The sequence below is a fragment of the Massilia sp. METH4 genome, assembly GCF_037094685.1.
In the GTDB taxonomy this organism is placed as follows: Bacteria; Pseudomonadota; Gammaproteobacteria; order Burkholderiales; family Burkholderiaceae_D; genus Rugamonas.
Genome location: NZ_CP146614.1, coordinates 6,216,940 through 6,239,778, shown reverse-complemented (window position 1 = coordinate 6,239,778; position 22,839 = coordinate 6,216,940). Strand labels below are relative to the sequence as shown.

The following is a 22,839-nucleotide window of genomic DNA, read 5'->3' as shown; positions in this document are numbered from 1 at the left end:
GTTATTGAGCTCGGCCATTTTTCTGCATCCACTGTTTGACGACTTCCGCAACACGCTCCGGCTCTTTCTCGGCCAGAACCTTCAGGTGATCGACCATCACATCGACCGGCGAACCGGCGGGCGGCAGATCATAGTTTTCCAGCAGGGGCTGGACGGCGATGCCGGTGGCATTCACTGGGGTAACGGCATTCGTTGCCGTACCATTAGCGAGCTCGGCCGTGGTACCCAGTGCCGCCGGGGTGGCGCCGCCGGCCGGCAGGGCTTCGGCGGTGCCCGGCAGGGCGGCTGCGTCGCCGCGGCGGTCCTTGCCGCTGCGGGTATCCAGCGCCAGCGGTGCCGGAGCGGCCGGGGCCAGGCTGTTCGTCAGCAGCTTCAGCAGCGGACGCAGGATCAGGAAGTAACCCAGCAGTGCGGCCAGCGCGTAGCTCACCCAGCCGCCGATGTCGACGATGTTGTCACGCTCTTCCCACCACTGCACCGGAGCCGCCTTGGCCGGGAACCGCATCGCGGAGACCACCAGCGAATCGCCGCGCTCGGCGTTGATGCCCAGGCCGTTGCGCAGCACCTTGTCGATATTGGCCAGCTCGGCGGCGGTCCAGCCCGTCTTCGGGTCGGCAGCGGCGGACTGGGCCAGCACGATTGCCACGTTCTGGCGCTCCAGGCGGCCACGGGCACGCTTGGTCTGTACGATACTGCGATCGTAGGCGTACTGGCGCGTGGTTGCATTCTTGCGGGCGCTACCGTCGGGCATCTGGCCCGGTGCGGCGGCGCCATCGGCGGCCGGGGCGCCCGGCGCGGCTGGCGTCTCCTCGGCGGCAGCAGCCGGCGGGCGGTTCGACAGCGTGCCCGGCACACCCATCGCCATGCGGTTGCGGTCCTGCTCTTCACGCGTAGCTTCGCTGGTCACTTTCGGAGCTTCGCCATACTTCTCGACGGTTTCCTCGACCTTGTCGTTGTCGACCGCGGCGGTGACGCTCACCTTGAAGTTGTCTTCGCCGACGATCGGGCCCAGCAGGCCGCGGATATTGCCCTTGATTTCGTCCTGGATGCGCTTCTGGCCTTCGTTGCCGGCCGCGTTGGCATCGAAGCCATCGGACAGGTCGACGTGCGAGGACAGCAGGTTGCCGGCCTGGTCCACCAGGCTGACGCGGGTCGGGTCCAGGCTGGCGACCGAGCCGGCCACCATGTTGATCACGGCGGCGATGTGTTCCGGCGCCAGGTTGCGGCCGGGTTTCAGACCCACCACCACGGCAGCCGACGATTTCTCGCCGTCCGACGACACGAACGAGGTCGACTTGGCGATCGACAGGTGCACCCGCGCCGACGCGATGGCGTCCAGCGTCATGATGCTCTGTGCCAGCTCGCCTTCCAGGCCGCGGCGGAAGCGCACGTCCTGCACGAACTGCGACACGCCCAGCGGATCGTTCTTGTCCATCAGTTCCAGGCCTTGCGGCAGCTGCGCGGTCACGCCTTTCGACGCCAGCAGCATGCGCACCTTGCCCAGTTCCGATTCCGGCACCAGGACCTGGCCGCTGTCCGGGTGGATGCGGTAGGGGATCTGTTCGCCGTCCAGCACGGTCATCATGTCGGCCGCGACGACCTTTTCGCGGGCACCGAACACGGCCTTGTAGCCGGACTGGTCTTTCCAGAGGAACATCAGCACGACAGCCGTCAGGCCGACGGCCAGCATCAGCATCGGGTACAGGTTCTTGACGAGGGCAGGGGGCATGGCGGGAGCGCCATTGCCGCGCCAGCGCCCAAAAGCGGACTTAAGGGTGTTGATCACGTCGGACTTTCAGCAGAGAAAAAGAAATGCGGGAAAAGAAGCGGCTGGCAACTGCGAGAATTACAGCGGCAGCTTGATGAGTTCGTCGACGGCGCCCATCACTTTGTTACGGACCTGCATCAGCATCGAGAACGAGAGGCTGGCTTCCTGGCTGGCCAGCATGGCCCCCACCAGGTCGTCGCTGCGGCCGGCGTCGACATCGGCCATTTTTTCACCCGCGGCCTTGTCGGCTGCGTTGACGCTGGAGACGGCATTCATCATCGCTTGCGCGAAGCCGCCGGATTGCCCGCCCTGATTGTCGAACTGCGCGAACTGGGCGGCAGGCGCGATCGTGCCTGCTTGCGTGGCCAGGTCGGAAGCGGCATTGGTGAGTGCCGCGAGGTCCGCCTTGATCATGCCGGCCATATCATTTGCCATAAGTCTCTCCATGGATACAACGTTGAACTTCGTCCGGCCGGCAGTGCCGAGAATCAGTGTCTAAATCAGTGTCTGGAATTACTACACGTCAATGATTCTTGCTGCCTGCTTGCTTGTGGGTATCGGTCGCCAGCGCCGCAACTTGATACTCGCAAAGAAAAACTTCCGATTTTTCTTGTGCCGCTTTCGCGGTAAAAAAAGCATGGCCGTATTAATGTGGTCACGCGGTAGTTATTGGCCAGGTACGATTGGTTGCGCTGCGTTGCTTCTTATGAAAGAAACTTGAAATCGTTGCAAAACTCTTTAAGAATCATGCACTAAGCATCAATTGAGAAATTGCTGCGGTATTTCTCCGTGGCAGCGGCAATTGATGTACGACGGAATGAAGCTTACCGCGAGGCAACAGCACTGTAAAGGGGATTTTCAATCGTGCGGGGGTATTGTTGCATGGCAATATCAGCGGAATTGCGGTATCCTAGAATGTCTGGATCGTCCCCTTCGTAGGAATCGCGCGCATTTGCGCTACGATGTGGCGTGCAGAGGGAAAACAACACAATGACCACGCTAACCACCACAGCCCCGCCCCAGGTACTGGACCCGACCCTGCTGGGCCGGCCGGTCCACCGGCTGCCGCACTTTGCCGCCCAGCTGCGCGACGAGCTTGTCGCCGCGCTGCGCCAGCCCGCGAGCCGGCGCTACTGGGGCGGCACCGAGGTCGAACATGTCGGGTTCTCGCAATTGACGGGCGAGGAGCCGCGCATGCGCTGGCAATACTTCGCCGCGGGCAGCGGCGTGATCGGTTTCGCGATCGAACGGGCCGTGCTGCTGTCGGCGCTCGACCAGCGCTATGGTGCCGGGAAGGGGGCCGCCATGCCGGTCGACGAAGGCAAGGTGCGCGTCACGGCCACCGAGGAACGCCTGGGTGTTGCGCTCGGACAACAGTTGAGCCATGTCGTGGCGTCGCGTATCGCTGCCGGCGTACCCGACGGCCAGCGGCCGGTGGCGCCTCTCGCGATCGCGCCGGCGGTGCCCGGAAAGCAGCCAGGCAAGGGGACCTGGATCATTACGATGAACCTGCGCGCCGGAGATATCGCGGGCAAGGTATGGTTCGCATTGGACAAGCACTTGATGTCCGACGTATTGCGCTCCCTGGTGCCCGAGCGCGAGGCCGGCCGGAATGCGGCCAGGTCGGCCAAGCCCGTGGCGCCGCTGGCGCAGCGGCTGCAGGTGACCCTCGCCGGGCGCCTGGTGAGCAAGGAAGTCACCCTGGGCGCCCTGTTCGACTTGAGGATTGGAGATGTGATTCCCATCAGCCTGCACAGGGCGGATGTGATGCTCGAGGACTCCCGGCTGTACACGGCCGCGGTCACGGAGCACAAGGGAAAACTGTGCCTGACCTCTTTTGAAGACATCGAATGACTATGATGAACGTGAACGCAAACGGCAACAGCGATGCGCTGCTCGACGACATTACCGACGAAATGATGGTGGAACCGGTCGCCAGCGACCTGGCCGACGATTTTTCCGCCGTGCAGCGTGCCCCGCGGCGCGACCTGCCGCAGATGATGCGCAAGATCCCCGTGACCCTCACCCTCGAGGTGGGTTCGGCACGGATCTCGCTGCAGGACCTGATGAACATCGGTCCCGACAGCGTGGTGGAACTGGACGCGCTGGCCGGCGAGCCGCTGGTGATCAAGGTCAACGGCACCGCGATCGGCCGCGCCGAGGTGGTGGTGGCGGGCGAGAACTACGGCTTGAAAGTGATCGACCTGGACGGGCTCAACCTGGACATGATGACTTCATGATGGCCCCCCGCGCGACGGCAGCCGGCGCTGTCGGAACGACGGCGCACCAGTCGCTCGCATGGAAGGCCGCCGCGCTTCGGCTCGGCTTGCTGGGCCTGCTGGCGCTGCCATTGCTCGCGCTGCCCCTGCTGGCCCTGGCCCAGCAGGGTACGGATACGCCCGACCTGCTGGCCGGCGTGGTGCCGGGCGCGCGCACCGACCTGTCGGTGAAGATGCAGATTCTCGTCGTCATGACGCTGCTGGGCCTGTTGCCCATGCTGGTCATGATGATGACGAGCTTCACCCGTTTCGTCATCGTCCTGTCGCTGCTGCGCTCGGCGCTGGGTCTGCAGCAGGGCTTGCCGAACCGTATCATCACGGGCATCGCCCTGATCCTCACGCTGCTGGTGATGAAGCCGATCGGCGACCAGATCTGGCGCGACGCCTTCGTGCCCTATGACCAGGACCGGATCGGCCTGCAGGATGCGCTGCGCATCGCCGAGCAACCGGTGTCCCGTTTCATGCTGGCCCAGACCAGCAAGGCCGCGCTGCGCCAGATCGCCACGCTGGCCGGCGAGCAGAACGTCACCAATCCCATGCAGCACGGCTTCCCGGTGAAGCTGGCCGCCTTCGTGCTTTCCGAGCTGAAGACGGCGTTCCAGATCGGCTGCATGCTGTTCATTCCCTTCCTGATCATCGACCTCGTCGTATCGTCGGTGCTGATGGCCATGGGCATGATGATGCTCTCGCCGCTCGTGATTTCGCTGCCGTTCAAGTTGCTGCTGTTCGTGCTGGTGGATGGCTGGACCCTGACCGTGAACACGCTGGTCACCAGTATCCAGGCTTATTAGATGACCAAGGTGATGCCGTGCTGACTCCCGACGTGGCCGTCGACCTGGTGGTCGAGGCCTTGCATATGACGATGGTGCTGGTGCTGGTCCTGGTCGTGCCGGGCCTGGCCGCGGGCCTCGTCGTGGCGCTGTTCCAGGCCGCCACCCAGATCAACGAGCAGACGCTGTCCTTCCTGCCCAAGCTCCTCATCACGCTGCTGGCGATCATCGTCACCGGGCGCTGGATGGCGGGCTACCTGATGGATTACTGCGTCTCGATCTTCACTCGCGCGGCCACGCTGGTCGGCTGATCCGCCAGGATGGAACAGGTCCTCGCCAACCTGCTGCCCCTGCTGAACGCGCTGTGGTGGCCCTTCGTGCGTTCGATGGCGCTGCTGTCGGCCGCGCCCGTGCTGGGCGAAGCGATGGTGCCGGTGACGATCCGCGTGCTCGTATCGGTGATGCTCGCCGTGATGATGCTGCCGGTGACGGACCGTGTTCAGCTGGTACAGGATCCGTTCACGCTGGCGATGGTGGTGGCGACGATCGAACAGGCCATCATCGGTTTCGTGCTGGGGCTGGCCTTTTATTTCGCCGTGGCGGCGATCGGAATCCTGGGCTACATCGTCTCGTCGCAGATCGGCTTTTCGATGGCGGTGATGAACGATCCGCTGAACGGCACCTCGTCGGACGTCGTCTCCGGCCTGCTCACGATGCTGTCGATCATCGTCTTCTTCGCCATCGACGGCCACCTCGTCATCTTCAACGTGATCGGCGCCAGCTTCAAGGCCTGGCCGCCCGGCGGCGGCTACGGCCCGCTGCTGTTGCAGACGGTGGCCTGGAACGTCGCCTGGGTCTTCTCGGCGGCGATGCTGCTGGCCATTCCCGTGGTGTTCGCGACGGTGGTGGTGCAGATCGGCTTCGGCTTCCTGAACCGCGTGGCGCCGTCGCTGAACCTGTTCTCGCTGGGCTTTTCGGTGATCACGCTGTTCGGCCTGCTGATGCTGGGGCAGGTGGTGCGCTTCATTCCCGATCATTACACGCGCATGTCGGCGCAGGTGCTGGAAATGATCCGGCAGCAGATGACGGCACAGGAGGCGCGGCGCAATGGCTGAAGGCGGCGACAAGACCGAGAAGGCGTCACAGCAGAAGCTGAGGAAGGCGCGCGAGGAAGGGCAGGTCACCCGTTCCAGGGATCTGGCCACCGCGATCGGCATCCTGGTGAGCCTGCGCCTGTTCGTGTTCCTGCTGCCCGATTACCTGGAGCATTTCCGCACCATCTTCGCCGCCAGCTTCGTCGACCTGAGCGGTGGCGACGTGCTGATGAACGCGATGGCCGACGTGTTCTACGAAGCGAGCCTGCTGCTGGTGAAGATGGTGGCGCCGCTGTTCGTGGTGCCGCTGTTCGTCGTGCTGGGTTCCATGCTGCCGGGCGGCTGGGTCTTCAGCACCAAGAACCTGATGCCGAAGTTCTCGAAGATGAATCCGGTGTCGAACCTGGGCCGCCTGTTCGCGGGCAAGGCCATGTTCGAGCTGGCCACGTCCATCGCCAAGGCGTCGATCCTGATTGCGGTGCTGGTGCACATGGCCCGTTCCACGGTGTTCCAGTACACGCAGCTGCAGTCGATGCCGATGCAGAAGGCGCTGGCCGATGGCGCCGCGCTGATGCTCGACGGCGTGATGTCGCTGGTGGCGATCTTCATCCTGTTCGCCGTGATCGACGTGCCGGCGCAGGCCTTCTTCTTCGCCCGCGGCCAGCGCATGAGCAAGCAGGACGTGAAGGAAGAGCACAAGAGCAGCGAAGGGCGCCCGGAAGTGAAGGGGCGCATCCGCCAGCTGCAGCGCGCGATGGCGCAGCGGGCCGCGCGCAAGACCGTGCCCGGCGCCGACGTGGTCGTCGTCAACCCCGAACACTATGCGGTGGCCCTGAAATACGACGAGACGCGCGCCGAGGCGCCATTCGTGGTCGCCAAGGGGGTCGATGAACTGGCCCAGTACATCCGCCTGATCGCCGAGGAACACGGCATCGAGGTGTTGCGGCTGGCCCCGCTCGCGCGCGCCATCTACAATACCAGCCAGGTCAACCAGCAGATTCCCGTGCCCCTGTACCAGGCGGTCTCGCAGGTGCTGCACTACGTGTTCCAGCTGAAGGCGTTCCGCAGCGGCGGCCGCACCGCGCGCCCCGATTTCCCCGACCAGATTGTGGTACCAACATCGATGAGTGAGGCTTCCGAAACATGAATTTCCTGAACTCCCTGGTGGCCGAACTGCGCCGCCACAAGTTCGCCACGCCGCTGTTCGTGATGTCCATCCTCGCGATGATCATCCTGCCGCTGCCGCCGATCCTGCTGGACGTGCTGTTCACGTTCAATATCGTGCTGGCGCTGGTGGTGATCCTCGTGTCCGTGCAGGCCAAGCGCCCGCTGGACTTTTCCGTCTTCCCCACGGTGATCCTGGCCACCACGATGCTCAGGCTGACGCTGAACGTGGCGTCCACCCGCGTGGTGCTGCTGCACGGCCACGAAGGCACGCACGCCGCCGGCCGCGTGGTGGAGGCGTTCGGTAACGTCGTCATCGGCGGCAACTTCGTCGTCGGCCTGGTGGTGTTCGTGATCCTGATGATCATCAACTTCGCGGTGGTCACGAAGGGGGCGGAGCGCATCTCCGAAGTGTCGGCGCGCTTCACCCTCGATGCCTTGCCCGGCAAGCAGATGGCCATCGACGCCGACCTGAACGCAGGCCTGATCAATCAGGAAAAGGCCCAGGTGCGCCGCAAGGAAGTGGCGATGGAAGCCGACTTCTACGGCGCCATGGACGGCGCCTCGAAGTTCGTGCGCGGCGACGCGGTCGCCTCGATCCTGATCCTCATCATCAACCTGGTCGGCGGCGTGGCGATCGGCTCGATCATGCAGGGCATGAGCTTCGGCGACGCCTTCCGCCAGTATGCGCTGCTGACGATCGGCGACGGCCTCGTCGCGCAGATCCCGGCCCTGCTGCTGTCGGCGGCGGCGGCCATCATCGTCACCCGCGTGTCTGACGCGGGCGACTTCGAAGAGCAGGTCGGCACCCAGCTGCTGGCCAACCCGAGCGTGCTGTATTCGGCCGCCGGCCTGATGATCATCCTCGGCATCGTGCCCGGCATGCCGTGGCTGCCGTTCCTGTCGTTCGCCGGCGCGCTGGGCTACGTGGGCTGGCGCATGCAGCAGCGCGGCGTGGCGCCGCCCGATACTAGGCAGATCGAGGCCATCGAGGCCGTGCTGCGCGAGGACAAGACGCCGGAACTGGAGTGGCAAAGCCTGCCCGTGGTGCAGCCCCTGCAGGTGCTGCTGGGCTACAAACTCGTGGGCATGGTCGACAAGGCGCAGGGCGAGGTGCTCACCAAGCGCGTTCGCGGGGTGCGGCAAAGCCTGTCCGAGGCGATGGGCATGGTGCTGCCCAATATCGGCGTGCGCGACGACCTGGCGCTCAAGCCTTCCCAGTATTCGGTGGTGCTGGGCGGCGCCGTGATCGCCCAGGCCGAGGTGTTCCCGGACCGGCTGATGGCGATCCCGTCGCCGAACCTGTACGGCCAGATCGACGGCATACCCGGTGTCGAACCGGCCTACGGCATGCCGGTGGTGTGGATCGAGCCGGGCGACAAGGCGCAGGCGCTGGGACTGGGCTACCAGGTCGTGGAAGCGCCCAGCGCGATCGCCACGCACCTCTCCAAGCTGATCCGCGAATACCTGCCCGAACTGTTCCGGCACGACGACGTGGCGGCGTTGATGGAGCGCCTGAATGCACTGGCGCCGAAGTTGGGTTCCGCGCTGGACAAGTCGCTGTCCCACACGCAGCTGCTGCGCGTATTCCGCGTGCTGCTGGCCGAGAACGTGTCGCTGAAGGATATCGTGCCGATCGCGACCACCTTGCTCGACAGCGCCGAGACCACGAAGGACCCGATCCTGCTGGCGGCCGAAGTGCGCTGCGCGCTGCGGCGCCAGATCGTGTCGGCGCTGTTCGGCCAAAGGAAGGAATTGCTGGCATTTAACCTGGGCGGCGAACTGGAGAACATGCTGCTGGGTTCACTGAACCAGGCACGCCAGTCCGGGAAGGTGGTACTGGACAACTACCCGATCGACCCGCACCTGCTGGCCCAGCTGCAGGTGAACATGCCGGTAGCGCGCGAGCAGATGAAGCAGCAGGGCACGCCGCCATTGCTGCTCGTGCTGCCGCAGATCCGCCCGCTGCTGGCCCGCTACGCCCGGCTGTTCGCTCCGGGCCTGCACGTGCTGTCGTATAACGAAGTGCCGGAAAACCGCGAAGTCTCCATCATCGGCACTGTCGGATGATTTCTGGTGTCGTACATTTTTTCCGGCACGGAAAAAGTGTACGACACCGGTCTTCCCGGCCGGAGTCGGCAAGATCCGTCGAACCCGGCCTCTTCGTGAGAAAACCGGTGTCGGACACCCATTCCTCGGGAATGGATGTCCGACACCAGCACGCTGCCTGGTGTCGTACATTTTTTCCGGCACGGAAAAAGTGTACGATACCGGTTTTCCCCACCACCGTCACGGCTCGTAGAACGCCTCATCCCCACGCCGCGGCTGCGCCAGCAACACCGCCCATTCCGCCATGAGCTTGAACAGGGGCGGCGTCAGCATCGCGATCTGCATGCGGCCGGGCTGGCCCAGGCCGGCGCCCGACAGTTCGCGCATCAGGCGCACGCGCAGGATCTGCACGCCGCAGCGCCGCGCGATCGCGCCGAGTTCCGGCAACCTGGCACGCATATGCGCCATGGCGTCGGCTTGCACGGCGCCGATCTCCAGCACCACGCCGCCCGCCGCCGGCTCCAGTTGCAGCACCACCTTGCCCAGTTGCGGCAGGTGCAGTTCGAGGCGCAGTGCCACGCGCGCCTGCCGGCGCGGCTGTGGCGCCTTGCCGTCGGCGTCATCGTCGCGCGTCACGACACGCAGCACGAGCTTCTCGGCCCCCCATCCCTGGACGGCAAAGCGCCATGCATCGAGTTCGGCCACCAGCTGGGCGGGCAGGCGGCCGTCGCGCAGCACCTGAGGGGCTTCGCCCGAGAGGAACAGGCTGGCGGGCACGTGCCTGCCATGCGCCTGTGCCAGCAGCGCATTGCGCTGTTCGGCATGGGTGCGGATCATCGCCATCCACGACAACGCCATGGCCGACGGTTCAGGGGTATGCATCACGACCTGCCGCGCCATGAACAGCTGGTTCGGCTGCATCGACGTCGCGCCCAGCAGACTTTCAAGGGCAAGCTTGCCGGCCGCGGCTGCCGCCACCGTGTCGCCATTCATGGCGTCGAGGAGCGCGCCGATACCGCCGGGCGCCGTTGGGCTGCCGACCTGCTGGCCTGGCGCAGCCAGCCGGGCATGCGGCAGCTGTCCGCCCGGCCGGTCGCGAGCCACGCGGTCCGGGATGCTCATTACCGTGGTGGAAGGCACTACTCGGTCGATGTTCATTACGCCAGCCTATCATGCATGGGTAAAAAAAAGCCAGCCGACGATCGGCTGGCCTGTGTGCGCGTTGCGCGGCCGGCGGCCGCGGCGCATGCGATTACTGCAGCAGGGACATGACCATCGAGGACATGCTGTTGGACTGCTTCAGCATCGCGGTGCCGGCTTGCAGCAGCATCTGGTTCGACGTCATGTTGGCGCTTTCGGTGGCGAAGTCGACGTCCATGATGCGGCCGGTAGCGGCCTTGGTGTTGGTGCTGATGTTGCCCAGGTTGGCGTTCACGTGATCCAGGCGGTTGGCGGCGGCACCGATCGAGGAGCGCACGGCGCTGACCTTGTCGATGGCGGTCGTCAGGTTGGTGATCGCGGTCGTTGCGGCGGAGGTCAGTTCGGTACCCGAACCGGCCGGCGTGGCGTACTTGGCGGTGGCGGTGCTGACAGCCGACGTCAGGGCGGTCAGCTGGGCGCTGGCGTCGAACGTCATCTGTTCGCTGGCGCTGGCGCCGATCTGGAACGTCATCGACGAAGCCAGCGTGCCGCCCACCAGCAGGTTCGTGCCGCCGAACTTGGTGTTGTTCAGGACGTTGCTCAGTTCCTTGCCCAGTGCGTCGAATTCCGACTGCATGGCGGTCTTGTCGTCGGCGCTCGACGATGCGTCGGCAGCCTGCGTGGCCAGGTCCTTCATGCGCACCAGCATGTTGGTTACTTCGTCGAACGCGCCGTCGGCGGTCTGCAGCAGCGACTTGCTGTTCTGGGTGTTGGTCATGGCCACAGCCATGCCGCTCGTTTGCGCTTTCAGGCGGGTAGCGATCTGCAGGCCGGCGGCGTCGTCCATCGACGAGTTGATGCGGTAGCCGGTGGACAGGCGGGTCATCGACGTCGACAGGCTGTTCTGGGTGCGCGACAGGGCGTTTTGTGCGGACAGCGCGGCGTTGTTGGTGTGAAGGCTCAGCATGATTTCATTCCTTGAATTTGGTGTCAGGGGCATGCTCATCACGCCCTCATCAATACAAGGCGACGGGCTTCATCACTTAATTAAGTGCCGTACGGAAAATTTTTGGTGTTTTCTGGAGGAACTCGAACAAGTCTGCGTAAACGACAAAAGCCAACCGCGAGGTTGGCTTTTTGCTGTTACTGAACGACGCGAAGATCGATTACTGCAGCAGCGACATGACCATCGAGGACATGCTGTTCGACTGCTTCAGCATGGCGGTGCCGGCCTGCAGCAGCATCTGGTTCGACGTCATGTTGGCGCTTTCGGTGGCGAAGTCGACGTCCATGATGCGGCCGGTGGCGGCCTTGGTGTTGGTGCTGATGTTGCCCAGGTTGGCGTTCACGTGGTCCAGGCGGTTGGCGGCGGCACCGATCGAGGAGCGCACGGCGCTGACCTTGTCGATGGCGGTCGTCAGGTTCGTGATGGCGGTGCTGGCGGCAGCCGTCAGTTCCGTGCCGGCGGCGGTGCCGGTCGGTGCTGCGTACTTGGCGGTGGCGCTGCCGACAGCCGTGGTCAGGGCGGTCAGCTGGGTGCTCGCGTCGAACGTCATCTGCTCGCTGGCGCTGGCGCCGATCTGGAACGTCATCGACGAAGCCAGCGTGCCGCCCACCAGCAGCGAGGTACCGCCGAACTTGGTGTTCTGCAGGACGTTGTTCAGTTCCTTGCCCAGTGCGTCGAATTCCGACTGCATGGCCGTCTTGTCGTCGGCGCTGGACGATGCGTCGGCCGCTTGCGTGGCCAGGTCCTTCATGCGCACCAGCATATTGGTCACTTCGTCGAACGCGCCGTCGGCGGTCTGCAGCAGCGACTTGCTGTTCTGGGTGTTGGTCATGGCGATAGCCATGCCGCTCGTTTGCGCTTTCAGGCGGGTAGCGATCTGCAGGCCGGCGGCGTCGTCCATCGACGAGTTGATGCGGTAGCCGGTGGACAGGCGCGTCATCGACGTCGACAGGCTGTTCTGGGTGCGCGACAGGGCGTTCTGGGCGGACAGGGCGGCGTTGTTGGTGTGCAGGCTCAGCATGGGAAACTCCGGATCGGTTGGTTATTGTGGCGTGCTCAGCACGCGTTCATGAATACAAGGCGACAAGGCCGGCGCATTCATTAAGTGCCGTGCGGAAAATTTTTTTCAATCGGCGGACTTGGCGGCCGGTGCCGCCCAAGCCGGGCCGAAGCGAGGCCGAAAACACGCTGAAAAAAACAGCCGTAAAACGCAAAAAGCCAACCGCGAGGTTGGCTTTTTGCTACGGCCGTGAAGCGGTGGCCGATTACTGCAGCAGGGACATGACCATCGAGGACATGCTGTTGGACTGCTTCAGCATGGCGGTGCCGGCTTGCAGCAGCATCTGGTTCGACGTCATGTTGGCGCTCTCGGTGGCGAAGTCGACGTCCATGATGCGGCCGGTGGCGGCCTTGGTGTTGGTGCTGATGTTGCCCAGGTTGGCGTTCACGTGATCCAGGCGGTTGGCGGCGGCACCGATCGAGGAGCGCACGGCGCTGACCTTGTCGATGGCGGTCGTCAGGTTCGTGATGGCGGTGCTGGCGGCAGCCGTCAGTTCCGTGCCGGCCGTGGTGCCGGTCGGTGCTGCGTACTTGGCGGTGGCGCTGCCGACGGCCGTGGTCAGGGCGGTCAGCTGGGTGCTGGCGTCGAACGTCATCTGCTCGCTGGCGCTGGCGCCGATCTGGAACGTCATCGAGGAAGCCAGCTTGCCGCCGACGAGCAGCGACGAGCCACCGAACTTGGTGTTGTTCAGGACGTTGTTCAGTTCCTTGCCCAGTGCGTCGAATTCCGACTGCATGGCGGTCTTGTCGTCGGCGCTGGACGATGCGTCGGCCGCTTGCGTGGCCAGGTCCTTCATGCGCACCAGCATGTTGGTCACTTCGTCGAACGCGCCGTCGGCGGTTTGCAGCAGCGACTTGCTGTTCTGGGTGTTGGTCATGGCGACAGCCATGCCGCTCGTTTGCGCTTTCAGGCGGGTAGCGATCTGCAGGCCGGCGGCGTCGTCCATCGACGAGTTGATGCGGTAGCCAGTGGACAGGCGCGTCATCGACGTCGACAGGCTGTCTTGGGTACGCGACAGGGCGTTCTGGGCGGACAGGGAGGCGTTGTTGGTGTGAAGGCTCAGCATGATAAGAAAATCCTTGAATGGGTCACTGGGGCATGCTTCTCACGCCCTCATCATTACAAGGCGACGGCCCCGGCGCATTCATTAAATGCCGTACGGCAAAATTTTTTACTTTTTTTTGTGGGCGGCGGAAACCGTGGCCGGGCCGCGGGACTACCCGGCCCGATAACGCAAAAAGCCAACCGCGAGGTTGGCTTTTTGCTGTGACTACGAGCCGAAACGGATTACTGCAGCAGCGACATGACCATCGAGGACATGCTGTTCGACTGCTTCAGCATGGCGGTGCCGGCCTGCAGCAGCATCTGGTTCGACGTCATGTTCGCGCTTTCGGTGGCGAAGTCGACGTCCATGATGCGGCCGGTCGCGGCCTTGGTGTTGGTGCTGATGTTGCCCAGGTTGGCGTTCACGTGATCCAGGCGGTTGGCGGCGGCACCGATCGAGGAGCGCACGGCGCTGACCTTGTCGATGGCGGTCGTCAGGTTCGTGATCGCGGTCGTGGCGGCGCCCGTCAGTTCGGTGCCGGCCGTGGTGCTGGTCGGCGCCGTGTACTTGGAGGTGGCGGTGCTGACGGCCGTGGTCAGGGCGGTCAGCTGGATGCTCGCGTCGAACGTCATCTGCTCGCTGGCGCTGGCGCCGATCTGGAACGTCATCGACGCACCCAGCGTGCCGCCGTCCAGCAGCGTGGTGCCGCCGAACTTGGTGTTCTTCAGGATGTTGTTCAGTTCCTTGCCCAGCGCGTCGAATTCCGACTGCATGGCCGTCTTGTCGTCGGCGCTGGACGATGCGTCGGCAGCCTGCGTGGCCAGGTCCTTCATGCGCACCAGCATGTTGGTCACTTCGTCGAACGCGCCGTCGGCGGTCTGCAGCAGCGACTTGCTGTTCTGGGTGTTGGTCATGGCGACAGCCATGCCGCTCGTTTGCGCTTTCAGGCGGGTAGCGATCTGCAGGCCGGCGGCGTCGTCCATCGACGAGTTGATGCGGTAGCCGGTGGACAGGCGGGTCATCGACGTCGACAGGCTGTTCTGGGTGCGCGACAGGGCGTTTTGTGCGGACAGCGCGGCGTTGTTGGTGTGAAGGCTCAGCATGAAAAATCCTTGAAGTTGGTCACTGGGGCATGCTTCTCACGCCCTCATCAATACAAGGCGACGCGGCGCGGACGCTTATTAAATGCCGTGCGGCAAAAACTCTTTTACTTTCCCGGTGTGAGCGCGCGAGGACGCCAAAAAAGCGAAAAGCCAACCGCGAGGTTGGCTTTTCGTTACGGCTGCGAGACGGATGTGGATTACTGCAGCAGCGACATGACCATCGAGGACATGCTGTTGGACTGCTTCAGCATGGCGGTGCCAGCTTGCAGCAGCATCTGGTTCGACGTCATGTTCGCGCTTTCGGTGGCGAAGTCGACATCCATGATGCGGCCGGTGGCGGCCTTGGTGTTGGTGCTGATGTTGCCCAGGTTGGCGTTCACGTGATCCAGGCGGTTGGCGGCGGCACCGATCGAGGAGCGCACGGCGCTGACCTTGTCGATGGCGGTCGTCAGGTTCGTGATGGCGGTGCTGGCGGCAGCCGTCAGTTCCGTGCCGGCCGTGGTGCCGGTCGGTGCTGCGTACTTGGCGGTGGCGCTGCCGACAGCCGTGGTCAGGGCGGTCAGCTGCGTGCTGGCGTCGAACGTCATCTGTTCGCTGGCGCTGGCGCCGATCTGGAACGTCATCGACGAAGCCAGCGTGCCGCCCACCAGCAGCGAGGTACCGCCGAACTTGGTGTTCTGCAGGACGTTGTTCAGTTCCTTGCCCAGTGCGTCGAATTCCGACTGCATGGCCGTCTTGTCGTCGGCGCTGGACGATGCATCGGCCGCTTGCGTGGCCAGGTCCTTCATGCGCACCAGCATATTGGTCACTTCGTCGAACGCGCCGTCGGCGGTCTGCAGCAGCGACTTGCTGTTCTGGGTGTTGGTCATGGCGACAGCCATGCCGCTCGTTTGCGCTTTCAGGCGGGTTGCGATCTGCAGGCCGGCCGCGTCGTCCATCGACGAGTTGATGCGGTAGCCGGTAGACAGGCGCGTCATCGACGTCGACAGGCTGTTCTGCGTGCGCGACAGGGCGTTCTGGGCGGACAGGGCGGCGTTGTTGGTGTGCAGGCTCAGCATGGAAAACTCCGGATCGGTTGGTGTCTGGGGCGTGCTTTGCACGCGTTCATCAGTACAAGGCGACCCATCCGGAGGAAAATTAATGCCGCGTGGAAAAAAATTTTCAGAGCGCGCGCGCCAGCTCGGCGGCATGCACCTCCGCGTTGGTGGCCGGGGTGATCTCGTACTCGATCTCGAACGTCTCCGGCTGCTCGCCGGCGCACCAGCGGTGCCACATATGGCGCACCGCACCTTCCAGCGCGGTCGCCACCACGTCCGGCCGGCTCATGGGCGCCAGGCTGAGGAGGGCGCGCATGTGCTGGCGCAGGTCGGCCAGCAGGTCCAGGCGGGCCGTTACCGCCAGGCCGCGTTCCACGAAGGTGTCTTCGCTGTCGGCCACGAAAGCGTGCAGGTTCAACTGCTCGAGCACGCCGGCCGAGCTGCGCCCCGCCAGCGTCGGGCCGGCCAGGGTCAGCAGGGGAATGCCCATCCATAACGATTGCAGCGTGGTGGTGCCGCCGGTGTACGGGAAGGTATCCAGGCACAGGTCCACCTTGTGATGCAGGAATGCGTATTCGTACAGGGACACGCGGGGCTGGAAATCGATGCGCGCCAGGTCGATGCCCTCTTCGGTGAACCACTCCGGCAAGTGGCCGTAGTTGCCGTCCGTCGGCAGGCCGGCCAGCATCAGGCGCGAGGTCGGCTGGGCGCGCAGCAGCTTCGACCACAGCGCAATGACCGGCCGGCGCAACTTGTTGATGCGGTTGAAACTGCCGTACGTGATATAGCCATTCGTGGCCGCCGGCAGCGGATTGACCGGCGGCAGGTCGTTCCTGGGCCGGAACACGGCGCACGAGGGCAGGTAGGCAAAGCGTTCGGTGAACTGCGGCGCCATCTCCGGCAGCAGGGTATGGCGATCGTGCAGAATATAGTCCATGGCCTTCAGCCCGGTCGTGCCCGGGTAGCCGATCCAGGTCGCCTGCACCGGCGCCGGCTTGCGGGCGAACACACCGAGCCGGTTGCGGTTGGTGTGGCCGGACAGGTCGATCAGCACATCGATACCGTCCTTGCGGATCAGCGCGGCGAGCGCCTCATCGCTCATCTTCGGCACGCAATGCCAGGTGCTGAAGAATGGCCGCAACTCCTCCGTTACCGGGTCTTCCAGCTCATTGTTGTAGTAGGCATAGAGGCGCACGCGGTCGGAATGGCGCAGCCGTTCCAGGATCGGCGAAAAGAAGTTGTGCAAGGCGTGGTTGTTGAAGTCGCCCGAGACAAAGCCCAGCCGTATCACACGGTCGGGATTCCGGTCGTTCGGGTGCTCTTCCCAGGCGATTCCCTCGGCGTGCGACCCGAAGCGGAAATGCTCGGCCGCGAGCTCTTCGGCGGAAACATTGTCCGAATGCGACAGGCAAAACAGCAGGTTGCCGGTCAGCTCCAGGTTACCCGGCAATATTTCCAGCGCGGCGCGGCTGTTGGCGATCGCTTCCGCCAGCAAGCCCTGCTCGGCCAGCACGGCGGACATGCTGAGCATTGCCCCCTTGTGGCCGGGCTGCAGTTCCAGCACCCGGCGGAACTGCTCCAGCGCTTCGGCCGGCCGCAGCATGTGGGTCAGGCAAGTGCCCAGGTTCTGGTGCGCGTCGACAAACGTGGGGTCGGCCGCGATCGCCGCGCGGTAATGCACGCAGGCCTGGTCGTAATCCTTCTCGCCTTCGTAGATCACGCCGAGATTGCCCTGGATGATGGCCTGGTTGGGGTCGAGTTCCAGCAGGCGCTGGTAGACGCGCTTTGCATCGTCCGGCGCGCCGACGAACTGCAAGCCGACACCGATCTCGACCAGCAGGTCCACATGGTCGCCGCACAGCGCCTCGGCGCGGCGGTAGGCTTCGGCCGCTTCGTCCATGTTCTCCAGGTTGCGCTGGCCGTGGCCATGCCGCAGCCACGCCACCGGGTCGTGGGAAGCCTTGTCGAGCACCGACCGGTACAGGTCGGCAGCCTCGGCATGCCGGCCCAGCGCTCCCAGGACGTTGGCAAGCGTACTGGCGATGTCGAGGTCGTCGGGTGCCAGCGCCAATGCATGCCGGTACGTTTTTGCGGCATCCTCCAGGCGCTCCAGCGCCGCTTCGCAACTGCCGAGATTCAGGTAGGCCAACAGGTAATCGTGCCGCAGCCGGCAAGCCTGGCGGAAGCTGTCGACAGCCGCTTCCAGGTCGTCGCTGGCCACCTGGGCGCTGCCGAGATTGCACCACGCTTCCGGCAAGTCGGGCGCCAGTGCCAGCGCGCGCCGGTAAGTCGCGATGGCGGCGACGTACTGCTGGGCACCCTGTTGCGCATTGCCGAGGCCGACGAGGTTTTCCGCATCGTCCGGCGACAGCCGGGCCGCCTCTTCCAGCACGGCCAGCGCTTCCTTGCCCTGGACCTGCAAGATGGTGCCGAGCATGCCCCATAACATGCCGGAGGTGGGATAACGCCCGATCAGTGCGCGTACCGCCGCTTCGGCGCCGGCGTAGTCGCCCGCACCGAACAATTGCGCGACGGCTTGCGTGTCTTCCGGTGCGGGCCGCGTCGCCAGTTCGCTGGCGACACGTGCCTGCAATGCGTGCAGCTGTGGGCCGTCCAGGCCGCGCGCCTGCGCGCCTGCCAGCAGGTCGCGCGCTTCGGCGGGCTTGCCGGCACGCAGCAAGCCTTCGGCGTAGGACAGCCAGAACTGACCTTCGTCCGGATTCACGGACCAAGCCTGGCGCAGGTACGGCAAGCCTTCGGCGGCGCGCTCCTGCTGCCACATCAGCATGCCCAGGTTGTGGTTCGCCAGCGGGTGATACGGGCGGCGCGCCAGCACTTCCCGGTAGGCGCTCTCGGCCTCGTCGAGGCGTCCCGCCTGGTGGTGCGCGATGGCGGCGGAAAGGGTGGGGTCGTCCAGTTGGGTTTCGGAGGTGGTCATGGTGAAGTGGTTCGAAGTCTTGCTGATTCGGAAGCGGGGCGGCGAGGGCGCCGCGGTCAGGCCGGCACGGCCAGTTGCACGAACAGTGCGGTGCCGATGACGAACGCGCTGGCGATGCGCGCGGCGTGCTCGCGCAGGAAGTCGTCGCCGGCGCGCTGCGGGCCGTCGCCATAGGGCCACACATAGTCGTCCACCACCAGCCAGCCGCCCGGCACGATGAATTCGGACCACTGGCGCACGTCCTGGCTCGCCGACTCGTAGCTGTGGTTGCCATCGACATGCAGCAGCGCGATGCCGCCCTGGTAGCGCGTCTGGCCGAAGGTGGGCGACTCGACGGGGGTGCCGGCACGGTACAGTTCCACCGCTTCGAACGAGGGCATGCGCAGGTAGTTGACGTCGCCATCGCTGTACGGCAGCAGGTTGATCTCGAACACCCGCAAGGCCTGGTCGTAGTCGTACTTTTCGCGGCAGCTGTCGACCAGCCCGCCGTCATCGTTCTGCACCACGAACTCCGGTTGCCACGGGTCGATGCAGAGCAACTTGCCGAGCCGGTAGTGGCGCGCCAGGTTCGCGAGCACGAAGGCCGACTTGCCGAAAGCGGTGCCGATTTCCACGAGGTCGCCAGGCGGGCAGCGGCGCGCGATTTCGTACAGCGCGCCGATCTTCTCGTTGTCGCTCATGCCGGGGATCACGTTGGCATGGCGGAACAGCGCGGCCAGCGCGCGCGGGTGCATGGCAGGCTGCTCGACGTGATCGTGCGCGAGCGCGAGGCCGTTCGCCGCCAGCTCGCCGGCGCGTTCTTCCGCCGCCACGTAGCCGGCCAGCTCTTCCGAGACGGGCCAGGCATTGAGCAGTTTCACTCCAGGGCTGATGCTGGGCAGGTGCTCGTTCAGGAAGCTCCACACGACCGGGTTCGGCGTGTAGATCCCCGCGATGCCGCGCGCTTCGATGAGCGCGGCCAGTTCGGCCGGAAAGTCGGCGGCGTTCACGAAGGGCAGGTGCGCCCATTCGGGATACAGGGGCTTGGCCACGTCATAGGCGAGCGACGACGAGCCGATCGCGTGCCGGCCCTCGCGCTGGCAACGGGCCAGATAGTCGAGCGAACGGGGCATGCCGGCCGGGAAAATGAGGATGGGCTTGTCGTCGGACGGGGATTGCATGTTCATACTGTTGTCCAGGTAATGCGCACAATGCGCGCCACGGCAGCGGCGGCGGGCGCGCGAAGTCAGTCGCGTTGTTCGGAAAATCTGCGCGGGGCGCCGGGCAGCGAGGCACGCGCCAGCCGGCCGGACCGGATCTCGGCCACGATGCCGCGCAGGCCCACGGTCGGCGCCGGCAGGTCGTTCGCGATGGCGTCGCGCAGGCGCCCGAGCTGGTGAAACGGCACCGCCGGATACATATGATGCTCGATGTGGTAATTCATCTGCCAGTACAGCCAGGCGCACGCCGGGTGCAGCAGCACGGTGCGGCTGTTGCGGCGAAAATCGGCGACGTTCGGCTCCATGCCGTAATGCTGCGCCAGCGCCAGCAGCTTGCTCGGCCAGTCGCCCACGAAGGGCGCCAGCGTCACCAGCAGCAGCAGCTCCCAGTTGCCCGTGGCAAGGAAACCCGCCGCGAGCACGATGTGGCCGCCGAGCGTGCGCCGGGCCGTGCGCACGAGGTCGCGGCGCGGGGCGCCGGCCCGGTCGGCGAACAGCAATTGCCCGGCCGGCCCCTTCACCACGTCGCGGCTGTTCTCGACCACGATGCGCACGGCGCGCACCATCGCCGGCACGTTGAACGTGCAAGCCCAGAGCCAGTCGCCCCGGCGCGTGGTCTGCGGCAGCCGCACTTCGAAATCCTCGCCGTCATGGACCGTCTTCTGGTGATGGCGCGCATGGCTGGCGCGGAAGTACACCGGATTGTTCCAGGTCAGGAACGCGAACAGCGCGAGGAAGGCATCGTTCAGGCGCCGGCTCGCGAACACCGTGCGGTGGCTCAGTTCATGGCCGGCCCCGGCCCAGCCGAGGAAGCCGTAGCAGCCGCCATGCACGAGCAGCGCCACGAGCGCCGCCGCGTAGTGGCCGTGGCGGAACAGCGCGAGCGTGAGCGTGCCCGTGGCCAGCAACAGCAGCAGATGGCCGCCCGCCTGCAACCAGCCGCGCAGGTTGCTGCGCCGGCTGAGCGCGGCCAGTTCGTCGCGCGCGAGCGGCGAGCGGTACCAGGCCGGCGTACGGGCCGCGCTTTGGGCCGCGCCGTGGGCCGCATCGTGGGCTGCCGCTGGGGCGGATGAGACGTGGTCGGTCATCAGGGCTCAGTCCGGAAGCAGGTTGGCGAAACGCCCCGTCAGCATGAAGGCGATCATCGTGTTCTGCACGTGCACCAGCTGGGCCGGCGCATCGTAGCCGTCCAGGAAGCGCGTCACGTCCTGGTGGATCGCCGACCGGTAGTCATGCCAGGCGATGACCGCGTCGGGCCGCGCCAGTTGCAGGGCGACGGCCGTATCGCTGGCGATCGTGTCGTAGTCGTGGCCGCCGTCGATGAAGATGAAGTCGAAACGGCCGGCCAGGCCCTGCGCCACCGGGTCGATCGTGCGCGTGTCCTGCAGCAGGCGCGTCACCTTCGCCTGGATGGCGGCGGGCGCGCGGTCGATGCAGGCGCCGCCCTTGGCGGCGAATTCGCGGCGCAGGAAATTGTCGTTGGCCGTATCGTCCTGCAACACGAGCGCGGCGTCGTCCGCCGCCGCCGTGTCGATGGCTTCGGGCGGCAGGTCCACCGTCGTCACGTGGGCGGAGTCCGGCGAGTTGGTGGCCAGCAGCAGCGTGGTCGCACCCATGTAGGTGCCGAATTCGAAGAACGACTGCGCGCCCGTCAGCCTGGCCAGGCTGACCAGCACGGCGCTTTCCAGCAGCGTGGCGCCGCCGATCGCGCTGCTGGGGATGTTCACGGAGAACGTGGGATTCGACTCCGGGTGCATCGCCTCGATCAGCTGGAACAGCACCTTGGGGCGGATGTCGCGGACGGTTGAGCGGGAAGCAGTAGGCATGCTATTGATCCTGTAGGGTGTCGCGCCGCGTACGCGGCACGAAGAACATGACGGTTTCCGACCAGCCCTCGGAGTAATGGCGCAGGTATACGGCATAGTCGTCGCGCAGGCCGAGGATGTAGGCGGGAATGTGCCGGAAATCGGCCGCGCTGTGGTACACCGCGATCGCCAGTTTCGGATGGTCGGCGCGGATATGGCGCGCGGCACCGGCCAGCGCGCGCATTTCCCAGCCTTCCAGGTCCATCTTGATGAAGCTGACCGGTTCGCTGACGGCCTCGTCGATCGTCGTCACCGCAATGGACACGGTACCCGACGAGCTGACGGCGCTGGCCGACCCGGCATGCGGGTCGAAGGAGAGCGTTCCCGGCGCATCCGACACGCCCATCTCCTCGAAGCGGATGTTCGGCCGGCCGGCCAGGCGCTCCCGGGCCCGGGCGATGTTCGCGCCCGAGGGCTCGAACAGGATCACGCCGCGGTAGGCCGGGTCGCGCCGGCAGAACTGTTCGGTGGTGTCGCCATCGAAGCCGCCAGCGTCCACGAACGTCTCGCCGTGCAGCGGCATGAAGGGCTCGAAATACTGTTCGTCGAAGCGCACGGTGTAGCCCGCCATGTGGCGCGGATGGGCGCTGCCGCGATAGGCGACCAGGTCGCGCAGCACGGCGCGCGAAGCGTCGTCGGCCAGCCGTTCGGCCAGCGCCGCCCATTCGTTCGCGTGGGCGGCCAGGTCGGCGCGCATCTCGGCGACGAACGGGGGCGCCGGCACCAGGTCCGGGCGCGCCTCCAGCAGGTCGGCGTAATGCAGCGGCGCGAAACCGAGCGCGGCGAGCCGGCGGGCGGCCGATACCGGGCTGATCGACATCGAGCAGTTCACCGCCAGCGCCGGCGCCGCTACCTGCTCGCCGCGCAGCACGGGTTTGCCGCGCCACGCGGGTTCCGTGGCGCGGTCGTCGATGATGCCGTCGACCAGCGCGGCGATGGCCGGAATGTCCAGCAGCGCGGCGGCATGCTCGTTGCGGCCGAGCAGATAGCGCCCCACCGCCTGTCCCGGCGCGAGAAAGGCATCCGCCGCCGCGGCCGGCGAAGCGAATTGCGGGTGCTTACTCATAGGGGGGCATTGGGGCGCTTGCCGCCGACGAGCGCCGTCAGGCCCGCCACGGTGCGGAAGGCCGGCGATTCGATGTCTTCGTCCGTCAATTCGATGTCGAACGCCTTTTCCAGGTCGACGATGAACTTGACGATGGCGAGCGAATCCACGATGCCTTCATCGATATAGTCGGTGTCGTCGGTAAAGCCGGGCGGCAGGCCGCCCTTGCGTTGCAGTAGCGCCAGGATGCGCTGGCGAATCGGCTCGTTCAAGATGA

The 22,839-nt window shown here is 65.4% G+C and carries 21 protein-coding genes; 7 read left to right on the top strand and 14 right to left on the bottom strand.

The window, feature by feature from the left end:
- Position 1 precedes the first annotated feature (1 nt).
- Positions 2–1,786, bottom strand: a complete 1,785-nt coding sequence (gene fliF, locus V6Z91_RS27190) for a flagellar basal-body MS-ring/collar protein FliF (protein WP_338763690.1) — start codon at positions 1,784–1,786, stop codon at positions 2–4.
- 60 nt (positions 1,787–1,846) lie between these two features.
- Positions 1,847–2,203 carry a flagellar hook-basal body complex protein FliE gene (locus tag V6Z91_RS27185; protein ID WP_338763687.1) on the bottom strand — a complete coding sequence of 119 codons (357 nt, stop codon included), beginning with the start codon at positions 2,201–2,203 and terminating at the stop codon, positions 1,847–1,849.
- 555 nt (positions 2,204–2,758) lie between these two features.
- On the opposite strand from V6Z91_RS27185, the gene V6Z91_RS27180 reads away from it, so the two are divergent.
- Genes V6Z91_RS27180 through flhA form a run of 7 tightly spaced genes read left to right on the top strand, consistent with a single transcriptional unit; the run spans position 2,759 to position 9,145 of the window.
- Entirely contained in the window at positions 2,759–3,622 is an 864-nt protein-coding gene (locus V6Z91_RS27180; protein ID WP_338763684.1) for a FliM/FliN family flagellar motor switch protein, read from the top strand.
- Positions 3,623–3,627: 5 nt separating this feature from the next.
- Positions 3,628–4,008 carry a FliM/FliN family flagellar motor switch protein gene (locus tag V6Z91_RS27175; RefSeq protein WP_338772075.1) on the top strand — a complete coding sequence of 127 codons (381 nt, stop codon included), beginning with the start codon at positions 3,628–3,630 and terminating at the stop codon, positions 4,006–4,008.
- On the top strand, positions 4,008–4,838 hold the full coding sequence (gene fliP, locus V6Z91_RS27170) for a flagellar type III secretion system pore protein FliP (RefSeq protein WP_338772072.1): 831 nt from the start codon (positions 4,008–4,010) through the stop codon (positions 4,836–4,838). The genes V6Z91_RS27175 and fliP overlap by 1 nt, the downstream gene beginning before the upstream one ends.
- Before the next feature lie 17 nt (positions 4,839–4,855).
- On the top strand, positions 4,856–5,128 hold the full coding sequence (gene fliQ / locus V6Z91_RS27165; RefSeq protein ID WP_338763681.1) for a flagellar biosynthesis protein FliQ: 273 nt from the start codon (positions 4,856–4,858) through the stop codon (positions 5,126–5,128).
- A gap of 9 nt (positions 5,129–5,137) precedes the next feature.
- Positions 5,138–5,932, top strand: coding sequence for a flagellar biosynthetic protein FliR (gene fliR / locus V6Z91_RS27160; protein WP_338763678.1), 795 nt, complete (start codon positions 5,138–5,140; stop codon positions 5,930–5,932).
- The gene (locus V6Z91_RS27155; RefSeq protein ID WP_338763675.1) at positions 5,925–7,058 is read left to right on the top strand and encodes a flagellar type III secretion system protein FlhB; all 1,134 of its coding nucleotides are present in this window, start codon (positions 5,925–5,927) and stop codon (positions 7,056–7,058) included. Before fliR ends, V6Z91_RS27155 begins: the two co-directional genes overlap by 8 nt.
- The gene (flhA, locus tag V6Z91_RS27150; RefSeq protein WP_338763673.1) at positions 7,055–9,145 is read left to right on the top strand and encodes a flagellar biosynthesis protein FlhA; all 2,091 of its coding nucleotides are present in this window, start codon (positions 7,055–7,057) and stop codon (positions 9,143–9,145) included. The genes V6Z91_RS27155 and flhA overlap by 4 nt, the downstream gene beginning before the upstream one ends.
- Before the next feature lie 219 nt (positions 9,146–9,364).
- Here flhA and V6Z91_RS27145 read toward each other — a convergent pair whose 3' ends face one another.
- The 12 genes from V6Z91_RS27145 to V6Z91_RS27090 all read right to left on the bottom strand — a co-directional run bounded on the left by V6Z91_RS27145 (position 9,365) and on the right by V6Z91_RS27090 (position 22,834).
- Positions 9,365–10,282 carry a hypothetical protein gene (locus V6Z91_RS27145; RefSeq protein WP_338763671.1) on the bottom strand — a complete coding sequence of 306 codons (918 nt, stop codon included), beginning with the start codon at positions 10,280–10,282 and terminating at the stop codon, positions 9,365–9,367.
- A 94-nt stretch (positions 10,283–10,376) separates the two neighbouring features.
- Positions 10,377–11,231 (bottom strand): flagellin, encoded by an 855-nt coding sequence (locus V6Z91_RS27140; RefSeq protein WP_338763669.1) that lies wholly within the window; start codon positions 11,229–11,231, stop codon positions 10,377–10,379.
- Between the two features lie 199 nt (positions 11,232–11,430).
- Positions 11,431–12,291 (bottom strand): flagellin, encoded by an 861-nt coding sequence (locus V6Z91_RS27135; RefSeq protein ID WP_338763666.1) that lies wholly within the window; start codon positions 12,289–12,291, stop codon positions 11,431–11,433.
- Positions 12,292–12,535: 244 nt separating this feature from the next.
- Positions 12,536–13,396 carry a flagellin gene (locus V6Z91_RS27130; RefSeq protein WP_338763663.1) on the bottom strand — a complete coding sequence of 287 codons (861 nt, stop codon included), beginning with the start codon at positions 13,394–13,396 and terminating at the stop codon, positions 12,536–12,538.
- Between the two features lie 221 nt (positions 13,397–13,617).
- On the bottom strand, positions 13,618–14,478 hold the full coding sequence (locus V6Z91_RS27125; RefSeq protein WP_338763660.1) for a flagellin: 861 nt from the start codon (positions 14,476–14,478) through the stop codon (positions 13,618–13,620).
- Positions 14,479–14,675: 197 nt separating this feature from the next.
- Complete coding sequence (locus tag V6Z91_RS27120; protein WP_338763657.1) at positions 14,676–15,536, bottom strand: flagellin; 861 nt, start codon at positions 15,534–15,536, stop codon at positions 14,676–14,678.
- A gap of 103 nt (positions 15,537–15,639) precedes the next feature.
- Positions 15,640–18,453 (bottom strand): tetratricopeptide repeat protein, encoded by a 2,814-nt coding sequence (locus V6Z91_RS27115; protein WP_338763654.1) that lies wholly within the window; start codon positions 18,451–18,453, stop codon positions 15,640–15,642.
- 56 nt (positions 18,454–18,509) lie between these two features.
- Positions 18,510–19,619, bottom strand: a complete 1,110-nt coding sequence (locus V6Z91_RS27110) for a class I SAM-dependent methyltransferase (RefSeq protein ID WP_338763651.1) — start codon at positions 19,617–19,619, stop codon at positions 18,510–18,512.
- A gap of 59 nt (positions 19,620–19,678) precedes the next feature.
- Complete coding sequence (locus V6Z91_RS27105; protein WP_338763648.1) at positions 19,679–20,740, bottom strand: fatty acid desaturase; 1,062 nt, start codon at positions 20,738–20,740, stop codon at positions 19,679–19,681.
- Between the two features lie 6 nt (positions 20,741–20,746).
- Entirely contained in the window at positions 20,747–21,478 is a 732-nt protein-coding gene (locus V6Z91_RS27100; protein WP_338763645.1) for a class I SAM-dependent methyltransferase, read from the bottom strand.
- Position 21,479: 1 nt separating this feature from the next.
- Entirely contained in the window at positions 21,480–22,583 is a 1,104-nt protein-coding gene (locus V6Z91_RS27095) for an FkbM family methyltransferase (protein ID WP_338763643.1), read from the bottom strand.
- A complete protein-coding gene (locus tag V6Z91_RS27090) occupies positions 22,580–22,834 on the bottom strand; it encodes an acyl carrier protein (protein WP_338763641.1) in 255 nt (84 codons plus the stop codon). Before V6Z91_RS27090 ends, V6Z91_RS27095 begins: the two co-directional genes overlap by 4 nt.
- Positions 22,835–22,839: the final 5 nt, after the last annotated feature.